This window comes from Halomonas sp. Y3, from assembly GCF_024137965.1.
Lineage (GTDB): Bacteria > Pseudomonadota > Gammaproteobacteria > Pseudomonadales > Halomonadaceae > Halomonas > Halomonas mongoliensis.
The window spans coordinates 1,727,817-1,742,528 of the sequence record NZ_CP099975.1 but is presented as its reverse complement, the minus strand read 5'-3'; the positions used below and the strand labels follow the sequence as shown (position 1 = coordinate 1,742,528).

The 14,712-nt window shown below is 68.6% G+C and carries 14 protein-coding genes; 4 read left to right on the top strand and 10 right to left on the bottom strand.

Features of this window, described 5'->3' with window-relative positions; translation table 11 throughout:
• Window positions 1-27: 27 nt before the first annotated feature.
• From NHL60_RS08290 to NHL60_RS08260, 7 genes are all read right to left on the bottom strand, one after another.
• Window positions 28-672, bottom strand: coding sequence for a tRNA-(ms[2]io[6]A)-hydroxylase (locus NHL60_RS08290; RefSeq protein WP_253451347.1), 645 nt, complete (start codon window positions 670-672; stop codon window positions 28-30).
• Window positions 663-1,151, bottom strand: coding sequence for a DUF1289 domain-containing protein (locus NHL60_RS08285; RefSeq protein ID WP_253451345.1), 489 nt, complete (start codon window positions 1,149-1,151; stop codon window positions 663-665). Before NHL60_RS08285 ends, NHL60_RS08290 begins: the two co-directional genes overlap by 10 nt.
• Window positions 1,152-1,219: 68 nt before the next feature.
• A complete protein-coding gene (locus tag NHL60_RS08280) occupies window positions 1,220-2,587 on the bottom strand; it encodes an MATE family efflux transporter (RefSeq protein WP_253451342.1) in 1,368 nt (455 codons plus the stop codon).
• Between the two features lie 371 nt (window positions 2,588-2,958).
• Entirely contained in the window at window positions 2,959-3,393 is a 435-nt protein-coding gene (locus NHL60_RS08275) for a transposase (protein WP_253451339.1), read from the bottom strand.
• Between the two features lie 364 nt (window positions 3,394-3,757).
• Window positions 3,758-4,654: a 3-hydroxyisobutyrate dehydrogenase gene (mmsB, locus tag NHL60_RS08270; RefSeq protein WP_253451336.1), complete on the bottom strand. Its 897-nt coding sequence runs from the start codon at window positions 4,652-4,654 to the stop codon at window positions 3,758-3,760.
• Window positions 4,655-4,680: 26 nt separating this feature from the next.
• The gene (locus NHL60_RS08265; RefSeq protein ID WP_253451333.1) at window positions 4,681-5,835 is read right to left on the bottom strand and encodes an enoyl-CoA hydratase/isomerase family protein; all 1,155 of its coding nucleotides are present in this window, start codon (window positions 5,833-5,835) and stop codon (window positions 4,681-4,683) included.
• 12 nt (window positions 5,836-5,847) lie between these two features.
• Window positions 5,848-7,014: an acyl-CoA dehydrogenase family protein gene (locus tag NHL60_RS08260; protein ID WP_253451330.1), complete on the bottom strand. Its 1,167-nt coding sequence runs from the start codon at window positions 7,012-7,014 to the stop codon at window positions 5,848-5,850.
• 263 nt (window positions 7,015-7,277) lie between these two features.
• On the opposite strand from NHL60_RS08260, the gene NHL60_RS08255 reads away from it, so the two are divergent.
• Window positions 7,278-7,727: a MerR family DNA-binding transcriptional regulator gene (locus NHL60_RS08255; RefSeq protein WP_253451327.1), complete on the top strand. Its 450-nt coding sequence runs from the start codon at window positions 7,278-7,280 to the stop codon at window positions 7,725-7,727.
• A gap of 74 nt (window positions 7,728-7,801) precedes the next feature.
• Window positions 7,802-9,493, top strand: coding sequence for an AMP-binding protein (locus tag NHL60_RS08250; RefSeq protein ID WP_253451324.1), 1,692 nt, complete (start codon window positions 7,802-7,804; stop codon window positions 9,491-9,493).
• Between the two features lie 412 nt (window positions 9,494-9,905).
• On the opposite strand, the gene NHL60_RS08245 is transcribed toward NHL60_RS08250, so the two are convergent.
• The 3 genes from NHL60_RS08245 to NHL60_RS08235 all read right to left on the bottom strand — a co-directional run bounded on the left by NHL60_RS08245 (window position 9,906) and on the right by NHL60_RS08235 (window position 12,337).
• Window positions 9,906-10,481, bottom strand: a complete 576-nt coding sequence (locus tag NHL60_RS08245; RefSeq protein ID WP_253451321.1) for a hypoxanthine-guanine phosphoribosyltransferase — start codon at window positions 10,479-10,481, stop codon at window positions 9,906-9,908.
• Between the two features lie 72 nt (window positions 10,482-10,553).
• Window positions 10,554-11,564 carry a beta-N-acetylhexosaminidase gene (gene nagZ, locus NHL60_RS08240; protein WP_253451318.1) on the bottom strand — a complete coding sequence of 337 codons (1,011 nt, stop codon included), beginning with the start codon at window positions 11,562-11,564 and terminating at the stop codon, window positions 10,554-10,556.
• Window positions 11,565-11,674: 110 nt separating this feature from the next.
• Window positions 11,675-12,337 (bottom strand): TetR/AcrR family transcriptional regulator, encoded by a 663-nt coding sequence (locus NHL60_RS08235; protein WP_253451316.1) that lies wholly within the window; start codon window positions 12,335-12,337, stop codon window positions 11,675-11,677.
• Window positions 12,338-12,585: 248 nt separating this feature from the next.
• On the opposite strand from NHL60_RS08235, the gene lexA reads away from it, so the two are divergent.
• Together lexA and dinB are read left to right on the top strand one after the other, a co-directional pair.
• Window positions 12,586-13,233, top strand: a complete 648-nt coding sequence (gene lexA, locus NHL60_RS08230) for a transcriptional repressor LexA (protein ID WP_253451313.1) — start codon at window positions 12,586-12,588, stop codon at window positions 13,231-13,233.
• Window positions 13,214-14,278, top strand: coding sequence for a DNA polymerase IV (dinB, locus tag NHL60_RS08225; protein ID WP_253451310.1), 1,065 nt, complete (start codon window positions 13,214-13,216; stop codon window positions 14,276-14,278). Before lexA ends, dinB begins: the two co-directional genes overlap by 20 nt.
• The last annotated feature ends 434 nt before the right edge of the window (window positions 14,279-14,712 follow it).

Sequence of the window (14,712 nt, the reverse complement as noted above, 5' to 3'; positions counted from 1 at the left end):
TCGTCCTGCCTGTCTCTGGCGGCGGCCTCAGGCCGGTACGCCGCTGTGAAAACGGAACGCCGTGTCGGGCGTCAGCACCAGTTCGGCTTCGCGATCGGCGAAGAACTCGATTCGGGACTCGATGGGTGAAGCGGCCAGGTGCTGGGCCAGCATCAGGTAGTCCTCGTAGTGGCGCCCTTCCGACTTAACCAGAGTGCGATAGAACTTGGCAAGTTCGGGGTCCAGGTGGGGAATCAGCCGGGCGAAGCGCTCGCAGCTGCGCGCCTCGATCAGCGCGCCGATGATCAGGATATCCACCAGCCGCTCGGGCTCCTCCGGGCGCACGTGCCGCCGCAGCCCCTCGGCGTAGCGGGAGGCGCTGATATGGCGGTAGGGAATGCCGCGGCTCTCCATCAGCTTGACCACCTGCTCGAAGTGCAGGAGCTCCTCCCGGGCCAGCTGGCTCATCTTGGTGAGCAGCAGCGGCTGGTCCACGTAGCGGTAGAGCAGGCTCATGGCCGTGGAGGCGGCCTTCTTCTCGCACTGGGCGTGGTCGATCAGCAGGAGCTCGGGGTTGTCGAGCGCCCAGGCGACCCAGGCGTCGGGGGTGCGGCAGCGCAGGAAGGCGAGCAGCTCGGCAGACAGCAGGTCGTCGGCGCTGTCGTTGACGGGCTCGGGAAGCGTCACGGACATGAAGGGGTCTCGGCTGAGGAAGCGGATGGACTCGGGGAGGCGTCATGGGCGGCCAGGGCCAGGCCGCGGGCGTCGGCGGCGGCGCGCAGTTCGGCGGCCAGGCGCGCATGGAGCTCGGGCAGGGCGAGCCCCTCGCCCTCCCCCGTCGGCGCGAGGCCGTAGCGGGCGAGCTCGCGGATCTGCTCGCGGCCGACCCGCAAGAGCTCCACCGCCCGGGACAGCCCGGGCTGGTCGGGCCGAAAGCGGATGCGGTGGCGCTCGAGCTGGGCCTGGAGGGCGGCGGCATCGACCAGGCGCAGGTAGCGGCCGGCCACGGCCTCGCGCAGGGCGTCGAGCTCGGCCATGCGGGCGCGGCGCTGGTCGTCGCCGAGGCCGAACCAGTCGCGGATCTCGGTATCGGCCCGCTGGCAGCCGCGGCAGGTGCGGTCGCCCAGGGTGGTGGAGCAGAGCCCCACACAGGGCGAAGCGATGGCGCCCATGGCGTCCCCCTCGTTGAATTCAACGTTGATGTTAACGCGAAATGAACGTTTGAAACAGTCGCGCCCGACTAGCCCTTGGTGGCGCTTGACTCCGCTGCCTCACCGGGCGTCGAGACCTGGCGCAGCAGCCGGCGGATCTGCCACCAGGCGACGATGGCCATCAGGCCGTTGGCGGCGAGCATGCCAGCGAAGACGCCTGTGGTGCCGGCCAGCCGGCCGCCCAGCCAGGCCAGGGGCACCAGCAGCAGGAAGAGGCGCGTTACCGAGAGGCGCATGGCACGGGCGGGACGGTGCAGGGCGTTGCACGACGACACCGCCAGGATCACCACCCCCTGGGCGCCGAGGCCGAGGGGCACCAGCCAGAGGAAGGTGCGCAGCACCTCCCCCACCGCCTGGCGCTCGGCGTACCCGGAGACGATCCCCGGGGCCAGCCCCTGGAGCAGCAGCCACACCAGCAGCTGCCAGGCCAGCACGAAGGCGAAGCAGCCGAGGATCGCCCGGCGCACCCGGTCGAACTGGCCGGCCCCGGCGTTCTGGCTGACCAGCGGCGAGAGGGTCATGGAGAGGCCGAGCACGGCGATCTGGGCCACCGCCTCGATGCGGGTGCCGACGCCGAAGCCGGCCACGGCGTCGTGGCCGTAGCCGGCGATGATGCGGGTCAGCAGGCCCATGGCGATGGGCGTGAAGACGCTGGTGAGCGCCGCCGGGCCGGCGATGCGGCCGAGCTCCTTCCAGGAGTCGAGCAGCCCCGCCCGGGTCAGGCCGGCGAGGTCGATCAGGCCGCGCAGCTCCTTCTGGAAGCCGAGCGCCACCGCCATCAGGCCCCAGCTCAGCACGGTGGCCAGCGCCGCCCCGGAGACTCCCATGGCCGGAAAGGGCCCCACGCCGAAGATCAGCCACCAGTCGAGCAGCACGTTGACGCCGGCGGCCAGGGCCATCATCAGCCCCTGGGTGACGGTGTTGCCGTGGGCGCGCAGCACGCTGTTGAGCACCCGGGGCACGATCACCGCCGCCGCGCCCAGGTACCAGATGCCCATGTAGTCGCGGATGTGCGGCATCAGGGCATCGTCGGCGCCGAGCAGGCGGAAGAGCGGCTCCAGGGTGGCCAGCCCCAGCAGCGTCATCAAGAGGCCCACCGCCAGGGCGAGCAGGGCCGCATCGGTGGCGCGGCGGCGCACCGTCTCGAACTCCCCCCGCCCCAGCCGCCGGGCCACCACCGCCGAGGTGCCGATCCCCAGGCCGATGGCCAGGCTGATCACGGTGAACACCACCGGGAAGGTAAAGGACACCGCCGCCAGCGGCTCGGTGCCGAGGCGGGCGATGAACCAGGTATCCACAAGATTGAAGCTCATCATGGCGATCATGCCGCCGATGACGGGGAGGGTCTTGCGCAGCAGGGTCGCCGCGATGGGCCCCTCCAGCAGCTCCCGCCGCATGGGACGTCCCGGCGCCGCCGCAGGTGAAGAAGAGGACATGCACGCTCTCACACGAACAAAGCGGGCATGGTAGCACCGAAGCGATAGTGCCGCCGACGGCACACCCGAGTTGCCACCCGCAGGAGCTCGATTTATCGGCGATCAGCGGCAGGCACGCCCCCACCCAGTAGGAGCCCGATTTATCGGCGATACAGCGGCAGGCACGCCCCCACCCAGTAGGAGCCCGATTTATCGGCGATACAGCGGCGCGCACGCCCCCACCCCGTAGGAGCTCGATTTATCGGCGATCAGCGGCAGGCACGCCCCCACCCAGTAGGAGCCCGATTTATCGGCGATTGGCAAGAGCGCCATTGATCCGCAATGGGACACCGCTATAGCCAGACGGCATCCCAGTAGGGGTAGTCGAGAATGTTGTCTACCAGCCCCGCCCTGAGCGGGTTCGCGACGATATAGCGGGCAACCCGCCGGAGGTCCTCCTCGCGCCGTAGGCCGTGGTCATGGAACCCTCTCTGCCATACCCTCGCCCCGACCTGATGAGTGACCAGAGATTTGTACCGCCGCACGGCTTCGGACAGGTCTCCGTTGAGAATCAGCAGCCAATGAACATGATCCGGCATGACCACGAAAGCCAGGGTTTCTGCCTCAAGGGCCACTGAGTCGGCATAGAAAGAGCGAGCTGCTGCACGGGCATTGGCGGTCTCTTCGAACCAGCGGCTGCGATCCTGCGTGACCGCGGTGATGAGATAGCCATGCCCAGGCAAGGAGCAGCGCCCACGGCGCAAGGCGTGTCCACGGTGTGATGACATGTCGGTACCAGCCCCATTCCCCTGCCATCACGTTAGGACACCGGGGCAAAGTTGTCCGCATTGTCCTCGACAACACCCCATCGCGCAGGATCTGCGCTCCTACATCTCCTCATCCACCCGTAGGAGCCCGATTTATCGGCGAGACAGCGGCAGGCGCAGGGGCCCGGTGCATTGGCAACAACACCGCGCATCGCGCAGGATCTGCGCTCCTACACCTCCTCATCCACCCGTAGGAGCCCGATTTATCGGCGAGACAGCGGCAGGCGCAGGGGCCCGGCGCATTGGCAACAACACCGCCCATCGCGCAGAATCTGCGCTCCTACGCCGGAGGTAATCGCCGGTCAGGAGCGCGGATTCCCTGCCATCACTCCCCGGCGCGGTAGAGGTTCTGGATGCTGGAGAAGTCGAGGCCGCCGTTGCCCTGGGCGCTGTGCAGGGCGAAGAGGTTGCGGGCCTGGGAGCCCATGGGCACGGTGGATTTCGAGCCCAGGGCCAGCTCCCAGGCGAGGCCGAGGTCCTTGGCCATCAGGTCGGTGAGGAAGCCGCCCTGGTAGTCCCGGGAGGCTGCGGAGCCCTCCATCACGCCGGGCCAGGGGTTGTAGACGTTGAGCGCCCAGTTGCCGCCGCTGCTCTGCTTCATGATCTCGGAGAGCACCGCCGGATCCATGCCGTTCTTGACCCCCAGCGCCAGCGCCTCGGCGGTGCCGCTCATCAGGATGCCGAGCAGCATGTTGTTGCAGATCTTGGCCACCTGGCCCGCGCCGTTGTCGCCGGCGTGGAAGATATTCTTGCCCATGGCCTCGAGCACCGGCCTGGCCTTCTCGAAGCCGGCCGCCTCGCCGCCGACGATAAAGGTCAGGATGCCGGCCTTGGCACCGCCCACGCCGCCGGAGACCGGGGCGTCCAGATAGCAGATGCCGCGCTCGGCGGCGGCGGCGGCCACGGCCCGGGCATCCTCCGGAGAGATGGTGGAGGCATCGATCACCAGGGGCTTGCCCGCCACGGCGTCGAACAGCCCGGGTTCGCCGTTGCGCCCCAGGTAGAGGCCCTTGACGTGGGCGCCGGCGGGCAGCATGGAGATGATCACCTCGGCCTCCCGGGCGGCGGCCTCGGCGCTGGCGGCGCGGCTGGCCCCCTCGCTCTCCAGCGCCTGCATGGCGCTCTCCACCAGGTCGAAGACGGTGACGCTATGCCCGGCCTTGACCAGGTTGCTGGCCATGGGCGCGCCCATATTGCCGAGGCCGATAAAGGCGATATTCATGGTGGTGCTCCTTGTGATTGTTTGAACTAGCCGACGCGGTGGCCGAGGCCGAGGTCGCGCAGGGGGTGCTCCTCCGAGGACCAGGGGGAGACGAAGAGCGCCTGGACGGCCTCTTCCGGGACGCTTGCGGCGTCGGGGTGGCTCCACCGGGGGCTCTTGTCCTTGTCGATCAGCAGGGCGCGGACGCCCTCGACGAAGTCGCCGTGGCGGCAGCACTGCACCGAGAGCACCAGCTCGTCGCGGAAGGCGTCGGCGAGGCTGGTGTGGGCGTGGCGCTGCAGCATGCGCCACACCAGGTGGGCGCTCATCGGGCAGCCGTCGGCCAGGCGCGCCCGGTTGGCGGCGAGCCACTTGTCGTCGGCCGCGTCGGCGAGGATGCGCGCCACCGCGGTGGGGGCGTCCACGGCGCCGACCAGGGCCTGGAGATGGTCGATATGCGGCCACACCTGCCCCACCGGGGCGGTGGTGCGGTCTTCGTGGCGGTCCAGGGCGGCCTGGACGCCGGCGCGCAGGGCGGCGCCGCTGCGGTCGCCGTAGTCCGCCTCGGTGAGGGCGGCGAGCACCAGGCCGCGGCGATCCCGGGGGATGAAGCGGTCGGCGAGGCCGAGATCCAGGGCGTCCCGGGCGTTGAGCTGGGCGCCGGTGAGCCCCAGGTAGGCGCCCACCCCCGGTGGCATGCGGTTGAGGAACCAGCTGGCACCGATGTCCGGGTAGAGCCCGATGGTGATCTCGGGCATGGCGATGCGGGTGGTCTCGGTGACGATGCGCTGGAAGCCGCCGGCCATCAGGCCGAGGCCGCCGCCCATGACGATGCCGTCGCCCCACACCAGCAGCGGCTTGGGGTAGGTGTGGATGCGGTGGTCGAGATGGTATTCCGCGGTGAAGTAGGTCTCGGCCAGCAGGCTGTCGCGGCCGGCGCCGCGATTCTCGCTCTCCTCGGTGAGCGAGCGGTAGAGGGCCACCACGTCGCCCCCAGCGCAGAAGGCCTTGTCGCCGCTGCCCTCGAGCCACACCGCCACGATGCTGCGATCCACCGCCCAGGCGTCCAGCTTGGCCTCGAGCTGGTGCACCATCTCAAGCGAGAGCGCGTTGAGGGACTTGGGGGCGTTGAGGGTGGCCACGCCGACGCGCCCGCCGCAGGCGGTGGGCAGCTCGTCGAAGCGTACGGGAAGATCCGTCATCGGTTGTGCTCCTTATTGCAGCGACTCGATCACGCCGTCGGCCAGCAGGCGGCGACCGGCGATCAGGCGCATGATCTCGTTGGTGCCTTCGAGGATCTGGTGGACGCGGGTATCGCGCACCAGCCGCTCCAGGGGGTACTCGCGGATATAACCATAGCCGCCGTGGAGCTGCAGGGCCTCGTTGCAGACCTGAAAGCCTACATCGGTAGCGAAGCGCTTGGCCATGGCGCAGTGGGCCGGGGCCTCGGGGTCGCTCTGGTCGAGGCGCCAGGCGGCCTGGCGAACCATCAGCCGGGCGGCCATGAGCTCGGTGGCCATGTCGGCGAGCTTGAACTGCAGGGCCTGGAACTGGCTGAGCTCGCGGCCGAACTGCTTGCGCTCGGCCATGTAGTCCCGAGCCAGGGTCAGGGCGTGCTGGGCGGCCCCCAGCGAGCAGCTGGCGATATTGAGGCGCCCGCCGTCGAGCCCCTTCATGGCGAGCTTGAAGCCCTCCCCCTCGGCGCCCAGGCGGTTGGCGACCGGCACCCGCACGGAATCGAAGCTGACCAGCCGGGTGGGCTGGCTCTTCCAGCCCATCTTCTCCTCATTCTTGCCATACTCGATGCCGGCAGCATCGGCGGGCACCACGATAGCGGAGACGCCGCCGGCACCGCTGTCGGGCTCGCCGGTACGCGCCATCACCACCAGCACCTCGGTGGCACCGGCGCCGGAGATAAACATCTTGGAGCCGCTGATCACATAGTCGTCGCCGTCGCGAACGGCCTTGGTGCGCAGGTTGGCGGCGTCGGAGCCGGCGCCGGGCTCGGTGAGGCAGTAGGAGCCCAGCACCTCGCCGCTGATCATCTGGGGCACCCAGGCCTCGCGCAGGGCGTCATCGCCCCAGGAGGCGATCATCCAGGTCACCATGTTGTGGATGGTAAGATAAGCGGTGGTCGCCACGCAGCCATGGGCGAGCTGCTCGAAGATCAGGGAGGCGTCGAGACGCGAGAGGCCCAGTCCGCCCTGCTCCTCGGGGGTGTAGATGCCCAGAAAGCCGGTCTCGCCGGCGCGGCGGATCACGTCCAGCGGGAAGTGGGACTCGGCGTCCCACTCGGCGGCGTGGTCGGCCAGCTCGGCCTTGGAGAAGTCGGCGGCGGCCTGCACCAGCGCCTTCTGGTCATCGGTCAGGGCGAAATCCATGGCGGTATCCTCGTCTTGCGTATCGCTTGCCCGCCGCAGCGGGGCTGTTGGTGTTGTTGTTGATGCTGATGTGCGCTTGTTGATTCTGCCGGTTGAGGCGAACGGCTGCAGCCGGGATCAGCCCCAACCTAGCACTTGCTTGGTTTATCCCACATCAGCCCATGGTCGAACAAGCACTTTACGTTAACGTAAACCTCGGCTAGTGTTGCCGTCAGGCGGGCGGTCTGCGCCCCGACCCGCCCACACAACAAAGGAAGACGCTCATGACTCAGCGCACTGCGAACGCCGCCGCTCCGACCGGCGGCCTGCCCCGCCAGCGCCGCACCTACGGCATCGGCGAGCTGGCCAAGATGTTCGAGGTGACGCCGCGCACCATCCGCTTCTACGAGCAGGAAGGGCTGCTGGCCCCGGAGCGCCGCGGCCAGACCCGCATCTACCATGAGAAGGATCGGGTGCGTCTGAAGCTGACCCTGCGCGGCAAGCGCCTGGGCTTCTCGCTGGCGGAGATCCGCGAGGTGGTGATGATGTATGACGCCATGCCCGACGGTAACGCCCGCCAGCTGCAGCGTCTTCTCGAGATCCTGGCCGACAAGCGGGCCAACCTGGAGCGCCAGCTGGAGGATATCCGGCTGATGCACAAGGAGCTCGACGACGTGGAGAGCCGCGCCCGGGAGGTGCTCTCCGGGCTCGGCGCCGAGCCGCCCAGGCACTGAGCCCCGCGCCGCCAGGATCATGATCGTGTTGTCACACCGCCCAACAATTTCTGCAACAAACGCGAGACGCACACATGACACGCCAACACACCCCGATCAGCTACGTCAGCGGTATCAGCGACACCCCCCTCAAGGGGCAGACCATCGGCGACTGCTTCGATGAGACGGTGGCCCGCTTCCCCGACCGCGAGGCCCTGCTGAGCCTCCACCAGGGGCTGCGCTACACCTGGGCCGAGCTGCAGGCCGCCGTGGACCAGGCCGCCCGCGCCCTGCTGGCCCTCGGCGTGAAGAAGAGCGACCGGGTCGGCATCTGGTCGCCCAACTGCGCCGAGTGGACCATCACCCAGTTCGCCACGGCGAAGATCGGCGCCGTGCTGGTCAACATCAACCCTAGCTACCGCACCCACGAGCTGGAGTACGCCCTCAAGCAGTCCGGCGCCTCCACGCTGATCCTGCAGGGCAAGTTCAAGAGCTCCGACTATGTGGCCACCCTGGCGGAGCTGGCCCCCGAGCTGCGCGAAGGCGGCCCCGGCACCTTCAAGAGCGCCAAGCTCCCCGAGCTCAAGCGGGTGGTCTGCCTGGACGCCGACCGCGCCCTGACCGGCATGTTCAGCTGGCAGTCGATGCTGGCCCACGCCGATGAGGTCTCCGCCGAGCACCTGGCCGAGGTGCAGGCGACCCTGCAGTTCGACGACCCGATCAATATCCAGTACACCTCGGGCACCACCGGCGCGCCCAAGGGCGCCACCCTCTCCCACCACAACATCCTCAACAACGGCTTCTTCGTGGCGCGCACCATGGCGCTCACCGAAGAGGACCGCATGGTGATCCCGGTGCCGCTCTACCACTGCTTCGGCATGGTGATGGGCAACCTGGGCTGCGTGACCCACGGCGCCACCATGATCTACCCGGGGGACGGCTTCGACCCCGAGGCGACCCTGCGCGCGGTCTCCGAGGAGAAGGCCACCGCCCTCTACGGCGTGCCCACCATGTTCATCGCCGAGCTGGAGCTGCCTGACTTCGAGCGCTTCGACCTCTCCCACCTGCGCACCGGCATCATGGCGGGCTCCATCTGCCCCATCGAGGTGATGCGCAAGGTGATCGAGCGGATGAACATGAAGGACGTCACCATCTGCTACGGGATGACCGAGACCAGCCCGGTGAGCTTCCAGACCCAGACCGACGCCCCCCTGGAGAAGCGCGTCACCACCGTGGGCACCATCCACCCCCACCTGGAGGTGAAGCTGGTGAGCCCGGAGACCGGCGCCGTGGTGGCACGCGGCGAGACCGGCGAGCTCTGCACCCGGGGCTACAGCGTGATGCTGGGCTACTGGAACAACGAGGAGGCCACCGACAAGGCCATCGACAGCGCCGGCTGGATGCACACCGGCGACCTGGCCACCATGGATGACGAGGGCTATGTGGCGATCGTGGGGCGCATCAAGGACATGATCATCCGCGGCGGCGAGAACATCTATCCCCGCGAGATCGAGGACTTCCTCTACACCCACCCGGCGATCTCGGACGTCCAGGTGATCGGCGTGCCCGACGAGAAGTACGGCGAAGAGGTGATGGCCTGGGTGAAGCTCGCCGACGGCCAGCAGCTCGACGCCGACGGGCTCAAGGCGTTCTGCAAGGGCAAGATCGCCCACTACAAGGTGCCGCGCTACGTGAAGTTCGTCGACGAGTTCCCGATGACCGTCACCGGCAAGATCCAGAAGTTCAAGATGCGCGAGGAAGCGACCCACGAGCTGGGGCTGGCGTAAGGCCTCCAGGAACCCAACTATCGGCGATCCTCCGGCCATCGCGCAGAATCTGCGCTCCTACAGGCGGCACATCCACCTGTAGGAGCCCGATTTATCGGCGATTGACGACCCCATCTGTTGGCAACACTGCCATTGCCATCGCGCAGAATCTGCGCTCCTACAGGTACAGGTGGCATCTTCCCCTGTAGGAGCCCGATGTATCCGGCGATTGACGACCCCATCCATTGGCAACACTGCCATTGCCATCGCGCAGAATCTGCGCTCCTAGCAGAATCTGCGCTCCTACAGGTACAGGTGGCATCTTCCCCTGTAGGAGCCCGATTTATCGGCGATCAGCGGCAGGCACAGCCCCTCACCCCGTAGGAGCCCGATTTATCGGCGATTTGGCCCCTCCCACAAGAAATCCGCGCGATCACATCCCCTTCGGGGCGAAGATCCCCGGGGCGTTGCGCCAGTACCCCTTGTAGTCCATGCCGAAGCCGAAGACGTAGCGGTCGGCCACCTCCAGGCTGCAGTAGTCGGCCCGAAGGCCGGGCACCGCCTTGCGGTCGTGCTGCTTGTCCACCAGCACCGCGGTGGAGACGCTGGCCGCGCCGGCCTCCCGGCAGTAGTCGAGGATGGCGGCGAGGGTGGCGCCCTCGTCGAGGATATCGTCGACGATCACCACGTGGCGCCCGGCCATGGGCACCTCCGGCGAGACCCGCCAGAAGAGCTCGCCGCCGCGGGTCTTGCCGCGGTATCGGGTGGCGTGGAGGTAGTCCACCTCCAGGGGGAAGCCGAGGCGCGGCAGCAGGTGGCCGGTGGTGATCAGGCCGCCGTTCATCACGCAGTAGAAGACCGGCAGCTTGTCGCCCAGGTCGCGGCTGATCTCGTCGGCCATGCGATCCAGGGCGCGCTCCACCGCCCCCTGGGAGATCAGGCAGTCGGCGTTCTCCATCACCTCGCGCATCTCGGCAAGGGGGTGGGCATCGTGGTCGAGTCGGGACATGGTGGTGTCTCGCAGGTTAAGTGGCTTTCGGGGTCAGACCCCTCAGGGAACTTTGGGGTCGGACCCTGGGGGTTATCCCAGGGATTCGAGGTGGGCGTGGACGCGCCGCCAGCGGGAGAGCGCGGCGAGGCAGCCGAGCTCCGGGCGGGCGCGGCCGTAGCGCAGCTTGGCGAGGCGGCTGGCGCCGGGGCGGTCGCGGCAGGCGTCCAGCACCTCGAGGGCGACGGCGCGGTCGTTGCAGACCAGCAGCATGTCGCAGCCGGCGTTGAGGGCGGCCAGGGCCCGCTCGGCGGGGGTGCCGGCGCTGGCGGCACCGGCCATGCTCAGGTCGTCGGAGAAGATCACGCCCTTGAAGCCGAGGCTCTGGCGCAGCATGCCGAGCCAGGCCGGGGAGAAGCCGGCGGGGCGCGGGTCGAAGTCGGCATAGACCACGTGGGCCGGCATCACGCCGTCGAGCCGGGCGGCCAGGCGGGTGAAGGGCAAAAGGTCGCGCTCGCGCAGGGCCTCAAGGGGCCGCGGGTCCACCGGGAGCTCATGGTGGGAATCCGCCGCCACCCCGCCGTGGCCGGGGAAGTGCTTGCCCACCGCCACCATGCCCGCCTCGTGGAGGCCGTTGACGAAGGCGCCGGCCAGGGTCGCCACGGCCTCGGGGTCGGCGGAGAAGCTGCGGTCGCCGATCACGCTGGAGGTGCCGTCGTCGACGTCGAGCACCGGGGCGAAGCTGAGGTCCAGGCCGCAGGCCGCCATCTCCATGCCCAGCAGCCAGCCGGCGTCCTGGCAGAGCCGTTGGACCACCTCGGGCCTATCGGCGAAGCCGGCGCCCAGGCGACCCATGGGGGGCAGCCGAGTCACGCCCTCGCGCAGCCGCTGCACCCGGCCGCCCTCCTGGTCGACGGCCAGCAGCAGCTCGGGGCGCAGGCGACGGATCTCGCCGGCGAGGGCGCGCACCTGTTCGGCAGACTCGGTATTGCGGGCGAACAGGATCACGCCACCCACTTCGGGCCGCTTGAGCAGCCGGCGCTCCTCCGCGGTCAGCGCCGTGCCTTCCAGGTCAAGCATCACCGGGCCGAGGCTCTGGGTCATGTCGCTTCCTCACCGTGAAAGGAGCCAGATTCTAGGGCAAAGCGAGCGATAGTGACAGACGACCCGCACCCGCCAGCCTCACCGAGCTGCCCGTCCAGGCGGCAGAGAGATCAGGCCTGGCCGGCCTGGAGAGCGGGCTCCGGCAGCGGCGCCTGCATGGCGGACACCACCACCGGGCGCAGCCGGCGGATCAGGTCGCGCACCGTGACATGCTCCCCATAGTCCTTTTCGGCGATGTCACGCAGGGCGTCAAGGCCGGAGAGGGTGAAGATCACGGTACCGAGCATGAAGTGCAGGCGCCAGAAGCGCTCGTGGTCGGGCAGCTCCGGGGTGGCCTGGCGTACCAGCTCGGTGAAGCGGGTGAAGACGCTGCCATACTCCTCCTGAATATAGCGCCGCAGGTGGCCCTGGGCCTGGCTGTAGGCGAGCCCCAAAAGCTTCATGAACACCTTGAGGCTGTTGCGCTCGGCCGGCACCTCCAGCACGGTGCGCGCCATGGTCTCCAGGAGCACCTCCAGGGGAATGACCTTGCCCCCGTAGGCGTGCTCCAGCTCGTCCAGGGCGCGGTGGAAGCGCTCGGTAAAGGGGTCCAGATAGCGGGCAAAGACCGCCTGGATCAGCGACTTCTTGGAGCCGAAGTGGTAGTTCACCGCGGCCAGGTTGACCTTGGCCTTGCTGGTGATGGTGCGCAGCGAGGTTTCGGCGAAGCCGCGCTCGGCAAACAGCACCTCGGCGGTATCGAGAATGCGGGTAACGGTGTCCGGCTGGGCCATGGGGGAGCCTTCCTGATTATAAACATCTGTTTCAAACGTGGCCCGATTGTACGCCAGCCGTGCCCCTCGGCTCAATGCGCGGCCCCGGCCTCACGTTTCAAACACCTCTTTTAACGCCCGTGGAGGCAGACGCGACGGCTGGCCCCGGAGCGCCCCCTTTCCCCCAGGATTACTGTACAGAACAACATGCTGTATACTTGGACACAGCACGCGAACCCCGTTCGCCACAACCGACAGCCGGAGGTCGCATGGCACGCCCCCTCACTCAGCGCCAGCAGAACGTCTATGACTTCATCGTCAAGACCATCCACGAGATGGGCTATCCGCCCACCCGGGCCGAGATCGCCCGCGCCCTGGGCTTCCGCTCCCCCAACGCCGCCGAGGAGCACCTGCGCGCCCTGGAGCGCAAGGGGGTGATCCGCATGATCGCCGGCACCTCCCGGGGCATCCGCCTGCCCGCCCAGGAGCAGGAGGAGAGCGAGGGCACGCCCCCGAGCCAGGGCCTGCCGATCATCGGCGAGGTGGCCGCGGGCAGCCCGATACTGGCCGCCGAGCATATCGACCGCTACTGCCCCCTGCCCCCGGAGTACTTCACCCCCAGGGCGGACTACCTGCTCAAGGTGCGCGGCCTCTCCATGAAGGATATCGGCATCCTCGAGGGGGACCTGCTCGCCGTGCACCGCACCGAGCGGGTCAGGGACGGCCAGATCGTGGTGGCGCGCCTGGAGGAGGAGGTCACCGTGAAGCGCTTCCAGCGCAGCGGCCACCATGTGACCCTGATCGCCGAGAACGCCGATTTTCCGCCTATCGAGGTGGACCTGCGCCACCAGGCGCTGGAGATCGAGGGCATCGGCGTGGGCGTCATCCGCGGCGGCAATGGTCAGGCCCTCGCCTGAGCGGAAGATTCTCCACGCCGACTGCGACTGCTTCTATGCGGCGGTGGAGATGCGCGACAACCCGGCGCTGGCCGAGCGGCCCCTGGCCATCGGCGGCAGCCCCGAGCGGCGCGGGGTGATCGCCACCTGCAACTACCCCGCCCGGGCCTACGGCATCCACTCGGCGATGCCCACGGCCCGGGCGCTGCGCCTCTGCCCCCAGCTGGTCCTGCTCCCCGGCGACTTCGCCAAGTACCGCGAGGTCTCCCAACGGATCCAGGCGATCTTCCATGAACTGACCCCGCTGGTGGAGCCCCTCTCCCTGGACGAGGCCTATCTCGACGTGACCGGCGTGGAGCGCTTCTCGGGCAGCGCCACCTGGATGGCGCGCTGGCTCAAGGCGGAGTGCCTGGCGCGCACCGGCATCACCCTCTCGGTGGGCGCGGCGCCGAGCAAGTTCCTGGCCAAGATCGCCAGCGACTGGGAGAAGCCCGACGGCCTGACCGTCATCGCCCCGGAGCGGGTGGAGGCCTTCCTGTGCGACCTGCCGGTGAAGAAGCTGCACGGGGTCGGCCCGGCCACGGGGGCGCGCCTGGAGGCGCTGGGCATCACCACCTGCGAGGAGCTGCGCGCACTTCCCCTGGCGCGGCTGCTGGAGGAGTTCGGCAAGTTCGGCCGGCGCCTCTTCGAGCTGGCCCGAGGCATCGACGAGCGCCCGGTGAAGGTGGAGCGGGAGCGCAAGTCGATCAGCGTGGAGACCACCTTCGCCCGGGACCTCCCCGACCTGGCCAGCTGCCGGGAGGCGCTGGCGCCCCTCTGCGAGCGCCTGGAGGAGCGCCTGGCCCGCTACGGCCGCCCCCCCCTGGCGGGCCTGGTGGTCAAGGTGCGCTTCGATGATTTCAGCCTGACCACCCTGGAGAGCCGCGGCCTCGCTCCGGGGCTCGACGCCTATGCTCGCCTGCTGGAGCAGGCCTGGGAGCGCGGCCGGCGCCCGGTGCGCCTGCTCGGCGTCGGCGCCCGCCTGCGCCCCGAGGCCGAGCGGCGGCAGCTGGCGCTGGAGTTGTAGGAACAAGGTCGATCGCCGATAAATCGGGCCCCTACGCGATGAGGGACCCGTGCCTGCCGCCTATCGCCGATAAATCGGGCTCCTACGCGATGAGGGCCCCATGCCTGCCGCCTATCGCCGATAAATCGGGCTCCTACAGGAAAATGTGCCACCTGTACCTGTAGGAGCGCAGATTCTGCGCGATGGCAGTGTTGCCAACGGATGGGGGCGCCTATCGCCGATAAATCGGGCTCCCACAGGGGAAGGTGCCACCTGTAGGAGCGCAGATTCTGCGCGATGGCAATGTTGCCAACGGATGGGGGCGCCTATCGCCGATAAATCGGGCTCCTACAGGGGAAGGTGCCGCCTGTAGGAGCGCAGATTCTGCGCGATGGCAGTGTTGCCAACGGATGGGGGCGCCTATCGCCGACAAATCGGGCTCCCACAGGGGAAGG